Raw genomic sequence first — 13793 nt, forward strand, 5'->3', positions numbered from 1 at the left:
CGCGGCCTGCAGGCGGTCCGCGCCGCGGGCGACGAGCGTGCGCGGCCAGTCGAAGGCCGTGCCGGGCGCGGCGGCGCCGTGCCAGGCGTCCCGTTGCGTGCCCTGCCTCCGGTCACCCTGGCGTGCGCCAGCGGGTGCGGCGTCCCGGAGGCTCAGGCTTTTTTTGGGGCGGCCTGCTGAGTGGAGATCAGCGGGCGCAGCGGCTTCACGCGCTCGATGCCGACGGGCTCGGGCGGCATCGCGCCCCAATCGCTGTCGCCGGCATGGCGTGCAGGTGCATCGCCCGGATGGCGATGAGGTGCGGGCGACGGCATGGGAAGAGCCACCGCCGCTTCGGCCGCCGGATGGCGCCGGTGCAGTAGCACTGCCTCGGCCACGCGCTGCACATGGTCGTCGGTGATCGATGCCACGCCTTCCCACGCCGCGAGTGCGCGCGCCGAGCGCAGCATCACGAGGTCGGCACGCAGGCCGTCCACGCCAGCCGCGATGCACAGCGCGCCGACGGCTTCGTGCACCGTATCGCCGTACGGCAGGGCCGCCGCGTCCGCAACGAGGGCGCGCGCACGCACCAGCGCCGCCGCGAGCTCGGCCTCCTCCTTCGCGTGCGCCGCGCGAAAGCCTTGCGGATCGGCGTCGAAGGCCAGCCGTGCACGCACGATGGCCTGGCGCTCGGCCGCGTCCTGCAGGTTGCGCAGCCGCACGCACAGGCCGAAGCGGTCGAGCAGCTGCGGGCGCAGCGTGCCCTCTTCCGGGTTCATGGTGCCCACGAGCACGAAGCGCGCGGCATGCCGGTGCGAGATGCCGTCGCGCTCCACCACGTTGACGCCGCTGGCCGCCGCGTCGAGCAGCGAGTCGATGAGCGCGTCGGGCAGCAGGTTGATCTCGTCGACGTACAGCACGCCGCCGTGGGCGCGCGCCAGCAGGCCCGGCGCGAACTTCAGTTCGTGGCCGGCCAGCGCCTGCCCGAGGTCGAGCGTGCCCACGAGGCTTTCGAGGCTCGCGCCCAGCGGCAGCGTGACGAAGGGCGCGCCGGGCAGCAATTCGGCGAGCGCGCGCGCAGCCGTGGTCTTGGCGGTGCCGCGCGGGCCTTCGATGAGCACGCCGCCCAGCGCGGGATCGACCGCGGCCAGCAAGAGCGCCTGGCGCAGTTGCGGCTGGCCGGCGATCGCGGCAAAGGGGAACGGCACCGGCATCGGGGCGGCTGTGGTCATCGGGGGCTTCCTTCCATCTGCTGCTCGTGGTCGAGCAGCAGGTTTTCCAATTGGTCCTTGTAGTCGCCGGGCGACTGCCAGAGGCCGCGCTGCATGGCTTCGAGCAGGCGGTTGAGCATGTCCTGCAGCGCGCGCGGATTGTGCGCGTTCACGAAGTCGCGGGTGGCCTCGTCGAGCACGTAGGCGTCGGCCACCATCGCGTACTGGTGGTCGCCCACCACGCGCGCGGTGGCATCGAAGCCGAAGAGGTAATCGACCGTGGCGGCCATCTCGAAGGCGCCCTTGTAGCCGTGGCGCTTCACGCCGTCGATCCACTTGGGGTTGACCACGCGCGCGCGGATCACACGGCTGATTTCTTCCTTCAGCGTGCGCACGCGCGGCGCCTGCGGGTTGCCGTGGTCGCCGTGGTACATCGCGGGCTGTTGGCCGCTCAGGTGGCGCACGGCGGCGGCCATGCCGCCCTGGAACTGGTAGTAGTCGTTGGAGTCGAGCAGGTCGTGCTCGCGGCTGTCCTGGTTCTGCAGCACGACGTTCATCGCGCGCAGCCGGCGCACCAGCGCATCGCTGGCCGGCACGCCGTCGCTGCCCTGGCCGTAGGCGTGGGCGCTGCCGCCGACATAGGCCTTCGACAGGTCATCGTCGGTCTGCCAGTCGCCGTGGTCGAACAGCGGCTGCAGGCCCGAGCCATAGCTGCCGGGCGCGGAACCGAACACGCGCCAGCCGGCCTGCGTGCGCGCCTCGCCGGGCGCCACGCCTTGTGCTTCGAGCGCGGCGGCCTCGCGCAGGATGCGGGCGCGGATCGGGTTGCGCTCGGCGTCTTCGTCTTCCTGCGCGGCCACGGCCTGCACGGCGGCGTCGAACATCTGCACGGCGTTGGGAAAGGCATCGCGGAAGAAGCCCGAGATGCGCAGCGTGACATCGATGCGCGGACGCCCGAGGCCCACGGTGGGCAGCACCTCGAAGTCGACCACGCGCTGGCTGCCCGGCGCCCACTTGGGCCGCACGCCGATGAGCGCGAAGGCCTGCGCCAGATCGTCGCCGCCGGTGCGCATGGTGGCCGTGCCCCAGACCGACAGGCCCAGCGCCACGGGGTAATCGCCGTGTTCCTGCAGGTGGCGTTCGACCAACTGCGCGGCGGACTTGAGCCCGAGCATCCAGGCCGTGGGCGTGGGGATGGCGCGCGTGTCGACCGCGTAGAAGTTGCGCCCGGTCGGCAGCACATCGGGCCGGCCGCGCGAAGGCGAGCCGCTCGGGCCCGGCGGCACGAAGCGGCCTTGCAGTGCGCGCGACAGCTGACGCAGTTCTTCCCCGCCGCACGCATCGAGCGCGGGCGCGAGGCGGTGCGCGATGCGGCCCATCACGGCGGCGGTATGCGGCAGATCGGGCGGACAAGCGTCCGCTTCGAGCAGCTGCTGCGCCAGCAGCTCCAGCCGCTCGCGCGTGTCGCCCTGGTGGCGCCAGGCCTCGTCGCTCACGGCCGCCAGCAGCGCGGGCCGCGCGCCCTGCCAGGGCTTCGCCGCGTCGATGTCGAGCGGATCGAAGGCGTCGCCGGGCAACAGGTCGGCTGCCAACGCGCCGAGCAACCCTGCGTTCTCGCCCGCGCCGTCACCGGCCGGAAAGCGCGCGAGCGCGAGCAGCGTGTCGCGCCGCAGCCGATCGCGCGGCGAATCGCCGAACACATGCAGGCCGTCGCGGATCTGGGTTTCTTTCAGCTCGCACAGGTACGCATCGACGCGCGCCAGCACGGCATCGTCTTCCGCACCCGGCATGCCCAGCTCTTCGACGAGGTGCTGCGCGCGCACGGTCGCGAGGATCTGCGCGCGCAGCACCTTGGCACGGCGCGCGTCGACCAGCAGCGCGTCGTAGTACTCGTCGACCTGGCGCTCCAGGTCCTGCAGCGGGCCGTGGTTCTCGGCGCGCGTGAGCGGTGGCATCAGGTGGTCGACGATCACGGCCTGCGTGCGGCGCTTGGCCTGCGCGCCCTCGCCGGGGTCGTTGACGATGAAGGGATACACGTTGGGCAACGGCCCGAGGATCGCGTCGGGCCAGCAGGTGGCCGCGAGCGCCAGGCTCTTGCCCGGTAGCCATTCGAGGTTGCCGTGCTTGCCGACGTGGACGACCGCGTCGATGGCGAACACGTCGCGCAGCCAGAAGTAGAACGCGAGGTAGCTGTGCGGCGGCACCAGCTCGGCGTCGTGGTAACTCGCGTAGTCGGCCAGGCCCAGCGGTCCCAGCGCGCGCGCCGGCTGGATGCCCACGAACACGCGGCCCAGCCGCAGCCCGGCGATCATGAAGCGGCCCTGGCGCAGCATCGGGTCGTTTTCGGGCGGGCCCCATTGCGCGTCGATGGCGGCGGCCATGCCCTCGGGCAGCGCCGCCAGGCGGGCTCGGTAGTCGGCGAGCGCGTAGCTCTGCCACGCGGGCCGCGCAGCCCATTGGGCAGGATCGTTGGCGATGCCCTCCTGCAGCGTGCGCATCAGCGCGTCGCCGTCCGCGGGCAGCGCATCGAGCGTGTAGCCCTCGGCCTGCATCGTACGCAGGATGGCCATCACCGAGGCCGGCGTGTCCAGCCCCACGCCGCTGCCGATGCGGCCTTCGCTGCCGGGATAGTTCGCCAGGATGAGCGCGACGCGTTTTTCATCCGCGCGCAGTCTGCGCAGGCTGCACCAGCGGCGCGCGAGTTCGGCCACGAAGGCGATGCGGTCGGGCTCGGGCCGGTAGCCGACCACTTCGGTCTGCGTGAGTTCGCAGCGGTGCGACAGGCCCTTGAAGCTCACGGCGCGCGTGACGATGCGCCCGTCCATCTCGGGCAGCGCGATCTGCATCGCGATGTCGCGCGGGCGCAGGCCCTGGCTGTCAGCCAGCCAGTCTTCGCGGTTGCCGCCGCTCACGATCACCTGCAACACGGGGGCATCGTCCGCGAGTGCCAGAGGCTCACCGCTTTCGTCCGAGGCACCCTGCCCCAAGGCGGCGAAGGCGGTGGTGTTGAGCACGAGCTGCACTTCGTGTTCGATGCACAGCGCGCGCAGTGCGGACAGGCACAGCGGGTCTTTCAGCGAATCGAGCGCCACGGGCAGCGGGTTCAGTCCTTGCGCATGCAGCGCGGCGGCCAGCGCATCGAAGGCCTCGGTGTTGCCCGACAGCAGGTGCGAGCGATAGAACACCAGTGCCACCACGGGCGCATCCGCATGCCAGCCGGCGCGCAGGTCGTCGATGCCCGCGACCGTGTGCGTCGCGTCCACGCCGCCCGGCACATGCAGCGCGACCTGCGGCAGGCTGCGCGGCGGCAAGGGCGCCTCGCCGTGGCCCAGGCCGTGGAAGGCCACCGCGCGCAGGAACTGCGCCGCGTTGCCCGCGCCGCCCGAGCGCAGGTACTGCCACAGCTGCCGGCTCACGCCGCGCGCCGCGGTGCCGCGCGCGAGCAGGTCCTCGTCTTCCTGCAGGTCGCCCGAGAACATCGCGAGCTGCTGGCCCTGGCGCTTCGCAAGCTTTTCGAGCTGCTGCAGACCGTAGGCCCAGGCCGACTCGGCCCCCAGGTGATCGACCACCACCACGCGCGCATGCCGCAACACCTCGTCGACGTACAGGTCGAGCGACGCGGGCTGGCGCAGGTGCATGAGGTTGGCCAGCCGCAGCGAGGGGTAGCCGGGGTCGGTGGCCGCCAGCGCCGTGCGCGCGGCGGCGAGCAGCGCGAGCGTGGTGTCGGCCGAGCTGAGCACCACGATGTCGCCCGGCGTCTGGTCGAGCCGGGTGACGACGCTCGGATCGTCCTCGACGAAGCGGCCGGGCTGGGTGCTCAGCAGGTGCATGCGGTCAGGCGGGAACGGCCGCCACGCCTTCCAGTGCCTTGCGCAACGCGCCTTCGTCCAGGTCTTCGCCGATGAACACGAGCCGCGTGCGCTGCGCCTCGCCGTCGCGCCAGCGGCGGTCGAAGTGGTGGTCGAAGCGACGGCCCACGCCCTGCACCAGCAGGCGCATCGGCTTGTGCGGCACGGCGACGAAGCCCTTCACGCGGTAGATGGTGTGCTGCTCGACCAGTGCAGTCAGCACGGCGATGAGGCCATCGCGGTCCACGGGCGGCAGCTCGATCACGAGCGAGTCGAACTCGTCGTGGTCGTGGTCTTCCTCGTGGTCGTGGTGGCTCTCGCGCAGGTGGATGGTGCTTTCCGCGGCGCGGCCCTGGCCCAGCAGCAGCGCGAGCGGCAGCTTGCCTTCGGTGGCACCGACGATCTTCACCTCGGGCGGCAGCTCTTCGCGCACCAGCGCCTCGACCTGCGCGCGCGCGGCGGCGTCCATGAGGTCGGTCTTGTTGAGCACCACGAGGTCGGCGGCCGAGAGCTGGTCTTCGAACAGCTCGTGCAGCGGCGATTCGTGGTCGAGGTTGGGATCGGCGCGGCGCTGCACGTCGACCTGCGCGGGGTTCGCGGCGAACTGGCCCGAGGCGGCGGCCGGGCCGTCGACCACGGTGACCACCGAATCGACGGTGAAGATGTTCGCGATGTCGGGCCACTGGAAGGCCTGCACCAGCGGCTTGGGCAGCGCCAGGCCCGAGGTCTCGATGAGCACGGCATCGATCTGGTCGCGGCGCTCGGCCAGCTGCAGCATCACGGGCAGGAACTCTTCCTGCACGGTGCAGCAGACGCAGCCGTTGGCCAGTTCGTACAGCGCGCCTTCGCGCTCGTTGCCCTCGTCGTCGCAGCCGATGCCGCAACCGCGCAGGATGTCGCCGTCGATGCCGAGTTCGCCGAACTCGTTGACCACCACCGCGATGCGGCGGCCCTCGGCATTGCCGAGGATGTGACGCAGCAGCGTGGTCTTGCCGCTGCCGAGGAAGCCCGTGACGATGGTGACGGGGATCTTGGCGTTGCTTTGTGTCATGGAATGGATGCTTTCAGGCGCCGAAGGCGCACGGGGAATCGGGCGCGGCGCGTGCGTGGCGCACGCGCCGGCGAACGGCACGCCCTCTTCAACGAGGGGCTGCCGGCGCGAATCAGACGGCGCTGTACAAGCGGCGCTCGACCAGGGCCGTGCCCTGCAGACGGCGCCAGGCCTTGGCCGCGGCCAGCACGCCCAGGTCGACCAGCGGCTCGACCAGCACGACCGTCATGTAGGCCGCGCCGAAGCTGGCGATCTGGCTGAGGTTCTCGAGGCCCGTGCCACGGCCGTAGAGGGCCCAGAAGCCCACCCACACCACGATGCCGCCCTGGTAGGCCACCGACAGCTTGAAAGCCTGCTGGTAGCTGATGTCCACGTAGGCCATGTTCGCGGGAATGATGCGGCGTGCCAGCGCGGCGGTGGCGAACAGCGGCACCAGCAAGGTCGTGACGTTCATGCCGTACTGCGGCAGGTCAGGCGGTGCGAAGAACAGGCTCTGGATGAGCAAGCCGCCGGCCAGGCCGATGGCCGCGGGCGCGAGCCCGAAGAGGAGCATCAGCGTGGTGCCCAGGATCAGGTGCACCTCGGACACGCCCACGGGATGGTGCGGGAACACCTCGAAGAAGCAGAACACCAGCATCACGGTGAAGACCGAGCGCAGCAGCAGGCCGATGGGGCCGTCCTTGCGCAAGGTGTCGAAGGCGACCTTGCCTGTGTAAGCCAGTGCAGCCGCCCCCGTGGCATAGCTGAGGAAGATCTTGGATCCGTCGACGAGTCCGGGTTCGATGTGCATCGCGCACCTCCTGAAATGCACCGAAGTGCGAAAGTTGATTGTTGGGGGATGGACTGGCTTGCGCAAGTCCCCGTCATGAAACCCGGGAGCCTTGCAGCCCCCGCTGAACAGGCGACGGCTGTGGCTTGCGCCGCAGCCGCCGCCAGCCGATCACCACGCCGCTCGCCGAAGCGACGACGCCGATGACCGACAGGAACCACATCACCAGATCCCAGGCGGGCCGGTACTGGATGAGCCAGGGAAAGTCGAGGCTGTGCGCGGCATTGAAGAGCCAGCGGCGCAACCGCGCGTTGCGGTCGTTGCTGCCGGCCACCTGGCCGCTCGTCGGGTCGATGTAGAGCCAGCTGCGCGCGGCATCGTCGAACTCGAGCCGCCACACGGGCAGCACGCGCGTGCGGTGGTGGCCGTACCAGTGGAAGTCTTCGTGCGTTTGCAAGGCGGCCTGCGTGATCGCGGCGCCGGGGCGCAGCCGGGCGGCGGCGCGCATGATGTCGTCGCGAGCGATGACGGCCGGCGCGCCGGTCGCGGCATCGACCACCTGCACGCGGGCCTGCGCATCGCGCAGTTGCAGCAGCGGCTTGCCGTCGAACCACGTCGGCAGCGCCTCACGCGGTGCGGCGGCGCCCTCACCTGCCGGCACCACGGCCGGTGGCCAGGGGAACGGCGATGCACCGGTGCCCGTGTAGCGCGCCATCGCGGCCGCATCGGTGGGCGCGCGCTGGAACCAGCCGTTGGGGTTCATCGAGAGCCAGCCGCTCACGATCCAGGTCAGCACGAAGAAACCGCCGATGAGGCCGGCGATGTGGTGCCAGGCCATCCAGCCCGTGTACGGCGTGACCGCGCCGCTGCGAAAGCGCCGCCGCAGCCGGATGCGAAGGATGCCGATGACGATGCCCGTCACGGCCGAGACGATGCAGGCGGCCGACAGCCACACGACCACGTCGTGCCACAGCGGCGGATCGGCGCGCAGCGGCGTGAAGTAGATCCAGTGCGGCACGGCGCCCAGCCAGTTCCAGAAGCGCTCGGCGCGCGTGGTGTCGCGCACCACCTCGCCGGTGCGCGAGGACACGTACAGCTCGGTGCCCGCCGCGTCGCCGACTTCGATGCGGTGCAGCGGGCGCAGCGGGTTCAGGCCTTGCGGCACCGTCCACTGGTCGCGTTCCAGCGTTTCGGCCCAGCGTGCGCCAGGCTGCGCGGAGAAGTCGCGGGCGATGGCCTCGGCCTGCGCCGCATCGACCGGGCCGAGCACGCGACCGTCGCGCGCGGACACGGCATGCCGACCGCCGCGCGCATCGACGATGCGCCACACGGGCTGCGCGTCGGCGCCGGCCTGCATTTCGAGCGCCATGCGCCTGGGCGGCTGCGTGCGCACCGCTTGCGGCAGCGTCTCGAGCGCGGCAGTCGGCGTGACCACCGCCTGTTCGAAGCGCACCGGGGCGAGCCCCGCGAGCCGCTCTTCGTCCGTGAGGTTCGGGTACCCCACGTACATCATGACCACGCCCGAGACGAACCACATGACGAACAGCAGGCAGCCGCCGATGCCCAGCCATCGGTGCGTCCAGTACAGCGCCCGCCGCAGCGGGGGCCATGTGCGTTGCCATGCGGTGCTCATGCGGCCATGCTCAGAAAGTCACGAACGCCGACAGCTCGAACGAGCGCGGACGGCCCAGCAGCCACTGGGTGCCGCCGTTCGAGAACGAGACCGGGTACCTGCGGTCGGCGAGGTTGAAGGCACGCAGCGCGAGCTTGAGCGACGGGTTCGCCTGCCAGCTCACGCCCGCATCGGCCACGGTGTAGGAGCCGATCCGCCGCGTGTTGGCCGCATCGACCTGCCGCGCGCCGACGTGGCGCACGCCCAGCTCGGCCTCCCACTGCGGCAGGAAGCGCCAGTGCAGCCACAGGTTGGCCGCCACCTCGGGCACGCCGGCTGGCGTGTTGCCCGCACGCGAGACCAGCGACTTGCCGACCGCCTCGTTGAAGTCGTCGTAGCGCGCACGCAGCCGCGCGGCGTTGACTTCGAGGCGCAGCGTGGAGGTCAGCGCCAGGTCGAGCGTGGCCTCGATGCCTTCGGACGACTGCTTGCCGATCTGCTGCACGACGGTCGGGTCGTTCGCGTCGCGCGACAGCAGCTTGGTTTTCTCGATGCGGTAGGCCGCCACGCTCCAGGCGCCGCGCCCCTCGGCCAGCTGGCGCTTGTAGCCCACCTCGACCTGCTTGCCGACGCTGAGCTCGAACGGCACCTGCGTGGTCGAGGTGCTGATGAGCCCGGTAAGCGGATCGGCCGCGCGCGCCACCTGCGCATAGAACGACTGCGCGGCATCGGGCGCGTAGACCACGCCGAGGCGGCCCGTGGCGTACTCGAAGGTCTTGTCCAGGCGCGGGGCGCGGTTCTGCGGGTCGGTGCGCACGATCTTCGCGTGGTCCCAGCGCAGGCTGCCGACCACCGACCAGTGTTCGTTGAAGGCCAGCTTGTCTTCGGCGAAGAAGGCGTAGGTGCGGGTCTTGGTCTTGTAGCGCGGCAGGTAGGGCGTGGGCGAAGCGTAGTAGCCGGGGTTGAAGACGAAGGCATCGACCACCGAGCGCCCGCCGTAGGGCGTGTCGCTCGAATTCAGGAAGTCGATGCGATTGGCGTCGAAGCCCACCAGCACCTGGTTCTTCAGGCCGAACAGCGCGTGCTTGAAGGTGGCGTCGGTGCGGTTGCCGATCTGCTCCTGGTCGTGGCCGATCTCCAGGTAGTCGCCACGCGTCACGCGGTTCGTGGTGGCGCTGTAGGTGTAGGTTTCGCTGTCGCGCCAGTGGCGTTTGCTGTCCAGGCGATAGAGCTGGTTGCGCACGGTGACGGCGTCGTTGGGCGTCCACTGCGCATCGAGGCGGGTCCAGCGGTCGCGGTACTTGACCTCGGCGTCGTCGAGGTTGTAGTTCTGTTCGCGGTTCAGGCTGCTCAGGCGGCCGTTGACGAGCGGCACGCCGAAGTAGCGCTGCGGCGTCTGGCGACCCTCGTCGTGCGAGAGCGTGAACTGCAGCTGCGGCGACACGTCGAGCCGCACCGCGCCGCCCACCGCGAGGCTCTCGGCCTCGCCGCGCAACATGAAGCCGTCGGTTTTTCGGTGGCTGATGTCGAAGCGGTACGAGAGCATGTCGTTGATCGCCCCGCCGCTGCCGAAGGCGACCTGGCGCGTGGCGTCGGAGCCGACGCTCACGAGCGCCTCGTTGCGGATCGGGCCGCGCGTGGGCTTCTTGGGCACCACGTTGATCGCGCCGCCGATGGCGCCTTCGCCGAACATCACCGAGGCGGCGCCGCGCAGCACCTCGATGCGGTCGGTCGACCAGGTGTCAAACGGGAAGGTGACGGTGCCCGCGCCCACGTACAGGCGCGTGCCGTCGTACAGCTGCATCACCGAGCCGTGGCTGTTGAAGCCGCGCGCCGACAGCGCCGAGCCGCCGTTGCCCGGCGCGGGCGAGCCCGTGATGCCGGTGGCGCGGCTCGCGGCCTCGACCACCGACACGTCGCCGCGCGCGCGGATCGTGTCGCCGGTGAGCACCTCGATGCTGGCCGGCGTTTCGAGCGGCGTGAGGCCCAGGCGGCTGCCGGTCTGCGTGGGTTCGTCCAGGGCCAGCGGCGTGTGGCGGCTGGCTTCGACCTGCACGGGCGTGAGGCTGGGGCGACCGGTTGTGTCGCCCGATTGGGCCAGGGCGGGCCCGCAAGCGAGGCCAAGCCCCAGCGAAAGACCTGAAAGACCCGAAAGGCGCGCCCGTTGCAGGGGCGGGCCCGAGCGATCGCGCGGTGGCGATGCAATGCGATTCATCCGACTTCTCCTCCAGCCCGCGTCCCCGCAGGCTCCTGACCGATCGCGGACGCCAAGGGAGAAGAGACGAGGGGCGGTGCCGTTTCGCGCGAGGGAAAAGCGGCAAGCCCGGACACGCACTCCCGCAGCATCCGAAGGCGGTTGCGAAGGCCGGTATCCGGGCTCGCGGAGTGCGTCGGGTGCAATGCATGCACCTCGGCGCCGAAGCCCTCGCCTTCCCACGCCGAAGCGCAGTGGCTGCCCCAGCGAAAGATCGCCGGGGCCTGAGGGTGTCGATGTCCGCTGACCGTTGCGGGGGCAGCGCAGGAATGGAAGGGTCGTTCGAAAAAACGACGCCTCGCACCTGCTTCCCGTTTAACCCCGCCGCCAATCCTGTGACTGGTCGTGCAGGGCACCTTCGAACCGTGGGGTGTTGGACGACACCGGTGTGAACCAATGTTTCCAACCGCCGGGATTATAGGGAGCGCCCTGCGGCGGCGCCCCTGCGGGCCCCGTCAGACGGGCTTGCCGTCGGGCCCGAACAGCCGCCGCAGCACCGCCACGCCGGCCACCAGTGCATTCGAATACGTGGCGTAGGGCTCGTGGGCGGCTTCGAGCGGCACGTACACATGGGTGGAGTCGCCGGGCGAGCCGTCCACGGCCTCCATCAGCACCCAGTAGAACTCCCCTTCTTCCAGTTCGTGGACGGTGAGTGCGATGTCTCTCGGCGAAGGCATGACGGTCAGAGAAATGAAACAGGGAATGAACCCGCCTTTGAACGGGCAAGGGGCCGGCGCGGTTGTCAGTACTAGGGCTTCTCCTACAGTGCATGGACGCCGCGCGGCCTAATGTTAGGGGTGGGGAGTTGCATCAGAACAAGGAGTCAGCATGAAACATTTCACGCTTGAACCCAACATGCGCGCCGCCTTCGGTGGCGCGTTCTACCCGACCGGTTACTCCCTGGTGATGTTTCCGAGCGTCGAAGACGCCAGCCGCATCGGCCACGGGCTGATCGCGAAAGGCATCGTGAGCGGCGACGAGGTCTACCTGATACCGGCCGAAACCGTCCTGGCGGAAATCGCGCCGACCGTGCATGCCTCGCACAGTCCCCTGCCCTCCGCCGGCACCGACGGCGACACGGTGCGCGCCTTCATCCAGCTGGCCCACGAAGGCCACACGGGCCTGCTGATCCGCACCAAGGACGGCGCCATCGCCGAGCGCGTGATGGAACTGGTGCGTACCGTGCCCTACTCGATCGCCGAGCGCTATCGCACGCTGGTGATCGAGGACCTTTGAGTTCTCAGGCCGGCACCGCCATCGCGGCGGCGCGCTGCACCACATCGCGGGCCATGGCCTGGGCAAGTTCCTGTTCGCCCAGGAACACCTTCGCGTCGGTTTCGGCGGCCAGCAGGCGGGCTTCCTGCTCGTTGTGGCTGCGCACCACGGTCTGGATGGTGGGGTTCAGCGTGCGCGCGGTTTCGATCATCTGGCGCACGTTCATGGCGTCGGGCGTGGCCACCACGAGCACGCGGGCGCGCGCCACGTGCGCCTGGATCAGCACCGCCGGGTCGGCCGCATCGCCCCACACGGCCGGGATGCCGGCCTCGCGCAGCTTCTCGACCAGCTCGCGGTTCTGCTCGGCCACCACGTAGGGGATGTCGTTGGTCTCCAATTCGGCGGCAATGCGCCGGCCCACCCGGCCGTAGCCGACCAGCACCACCTGCCGCGACAGGTACTTGGCCTCGGTGGTCATGGGCAGTTCGGCCAGCGGGTCGCTGCGCGCGTCGAGTTCGCGCGCAAATTTCGAATGCGCGTGCAGCCATTTCTGCAGCGGCGCGATGAGGCTGAACCACAGCGGGTTGGTGGCGATGGAGATCAGCGCGCCCGCCAGCACCAGGCTCTGCCCTTCCACTGGCAGCAGGCCGAGCGACACGCCCAGCCCGGCCAGGATGAACGAGAACTCGCCGATCTGCGCCAGGCTCGCGCTCACCGTGAGCGCGGTGGCCAGCGGGTAGCGGAACACCAGCACCAGCGCACAGGCCGCGAGCGACTTGCCCAGCACGATCACCAGCACCACGGCCAGCACCTGCAGCGGGCGCTCCAGCAGCACCGACGGGTCGAACAGCATGCCGACCGACACGAAGAACAGCACGGCAAACGCGTCGCGCAGCGGCAGCGACTCCTGCGCCGCGCGGTGGCTGAACTGCGACTCGCGCATCACCATGCCGGCGAAGAAGGCACCCAGCGCGAACGACACGCCGAACAGCGCCGCCGAGGCAAAGGCGATGCTCACGGCCGCCGCCACCACGCACAGCGTGAACAGCTCGCGCGAACCGGTGCGCGTGACCTGCCAGAGAATCCACGGGAACACGCGCCGCCCCACCACCAGCATCAGCACGACGAAGCCGCCGACCTGCAGCAAGGTGAGGCCCAGCGTCTGCCAGACGGGGTCGCCGCTGGTGTCGACCTTGGTGCTGCCCAGCGCGCCCGCCAGCGGCGGCAGCAGCACGAGCACCAGCACCATCGCGAGGTCTTCGACCACGAGCCAGCCCACCGCGATGCGGCCGGTGAAGGAATCGAGGATGCCCAGGCTCTCGAGCGCGCGCAGCAGCACCACCGTGCTCGCCACCGACAGCGCCAGCCCGAACACCAGCGCCGTGCCCCAGCTCCAGCCCCACCACATGGCGAGGCCGCCGCCGAGCAGCGTGGCGACCGCGATCTGTGCGATGGCGCCGGGCAGCGCGATCTTGCGCACCGCGAGCAGGTCGGCCAGCGAAAAATGCAGGCCCACGCCGAACATCAGCAGCATCACGCCGATCTCGGCCAGCTGCGCGGCAATGCCCGCGTCGGCCACGAAGCCGGGCGTGAACGGGCCGATGATCACGCCCGCCAGGAGGTACCCCACCAGCGCCGGCAATCGCAGCCGCGCCGCGAGAAAGCCGAACACCAGCGCCAACCCCAGGCCGGCGGCAATCGTATTGATGAGGGAGACGCTGTGGGGCATCGGTCCATTTTGCAGGAACGGCCCCCAACCTTTGAAGCCCGCAGGCTTCTACGGGCCTGCGTCTACACCCCTACGGAAGCGACGCGAACTATCGTAGGCATAAAGCACTTCTATTCGCATCGACA

9 protein-coding genes and 1 riboswitch are annotated in these 13793 nt (G+C 70.2%); of the genes, 1 reads left to right on the forward strand and 8 read right to left on the reverse strand.

The annotated features are described in order from the left end of the window. Window positions 1-152: 152 nt before the first annotated feature. The 7 genes from AC07YS_RS12635 to AC07YS_RS12665 all read right to left on the reverse strand — a co-directional run bounded on the left by AC07YS_RS12635 (window position 153) and on the right by AC07YS_RS12665 (window position 11401). Entirely contained in the window at window positions 153-1211 is a 1059-nt protein-coding gene (locus AC07YS_RS12635; RefSeq protein ID WP_495268625.1) for a magnesium chelatase ATPase subunit I, read from the reverse strand. Then, window positions 1208-5020, reverse strand: coding sequence for a cobaltochelatase subunit CobN (gene cobN / locus AC07YS_RS12640; RefSeq protein WP_495268624.1), 3813 nt, complete (start codon window positions 5018-5020; stop codon window positions 1208-1210). The genes AC07YS_RS12635 and cobN overlap by 4 nt, the downstream gene beginning before the upstream one ends. A 4-nt stretch (window positions 5021-5024) precedes the next feature. Continuing rightward, window positions 5025-6089, reverse strand: a complete 1065-nt coding sequence (gene cobW / locus AC07YS_RS12645) for a cobalamin biosynthesis protein CobW (RefSeq protein WP_070061111.1) — start codon at window positions 6087-6089, stop codon at window positions 5025-5027. 112 nt (window positions 6090-6201) lie between these two features. After that, window positions 6202-6879 (reverse strand): energy-coupling factor ABC transporter permease, encoded by a 678-nt coding sequence (locus AC07YS_RS12650; RefSeq protein ID WP_492684122.1) that lies wholly within the window; start codon window positions 6877-6879, stop codon window positions 6202-6204. A 73-nt stretch (window positions 6880-6952) separates the two neighbouring features. Beyond that, entirely contained in the window at window positions 6953-8491 is a 1539-nt protein-coding gene (locus tag AC07YS_RS12655) for a PepSY domain-containing protein (protein ID WP_495268623.1), read from the reverse strand. Window positions 8492-8501: 10 nt separating this feature from the next. After that, window positions 8502-10526, reverse strand: a complete 2025-nt coding sequence (locus tag AC07YS_RS12660; protein ID WP_495268622.1) for a TonB-dependent receptor — start codon at window positions 10524-10526, stop codon at window positions 8502-8504. A 290-nt stretch (window positions 10527-10816) separates the two neighbouring features. Continuing rightward, window positions 10817-11098: riboswitch (cobalamin riboswitch) on the reverse strand. Between the two features lie 81 nt (window positions 11099-11179). Next, window positions 11180-11401: a hypothetical protein gene (locus tag AC07YS_RS12665; protein ID WP_062480886.1), complete on the reverse strand. Its 222-nt coding sequence runs from the start codon at window positions 11399-11401 to the stop codon at window positions 11180-11182. A 151-nt stretch (window positions 11402-11552) separates the two neighbouring features. On the opposite strand from AC07YS_RS12665, the gene AC07YS_RS12670 reads away from it, so the two are divergent. After that, complete coding sequence (locus tag AC07YS_RS12670; RefSeq protein WP_070061115.1) at window positions 11553-11960, forward strand: hypothetical protein; 408 nt, start codon at window positions 11553-11555, stop codon at window positions 11958-11960. Between the two features lie 4 nt (window positions 11961-11964). Here AC07YS_RS12670 and AC07YS_RS12675 read toward each other — a convergent pair whose 3' ends face one another. Beyond that, window positions 11965-13668 (reverse strand): cation:proton antiporter domain-containing protein, encoded by a 1704-nt coding sequence (locus AC07YS_RS12675; RefSeq protein ID WP_095745794.1) that lies wholly within the window; start codon window positions 13666-13668, stop codon window positions 11965-11967. Window positions 13669-13793: the final 125 nt, after the last annotated feature.

The organism is Variovorax sp. GW458-11-26-14-LB1 (genome assembly GCF_059423965.1).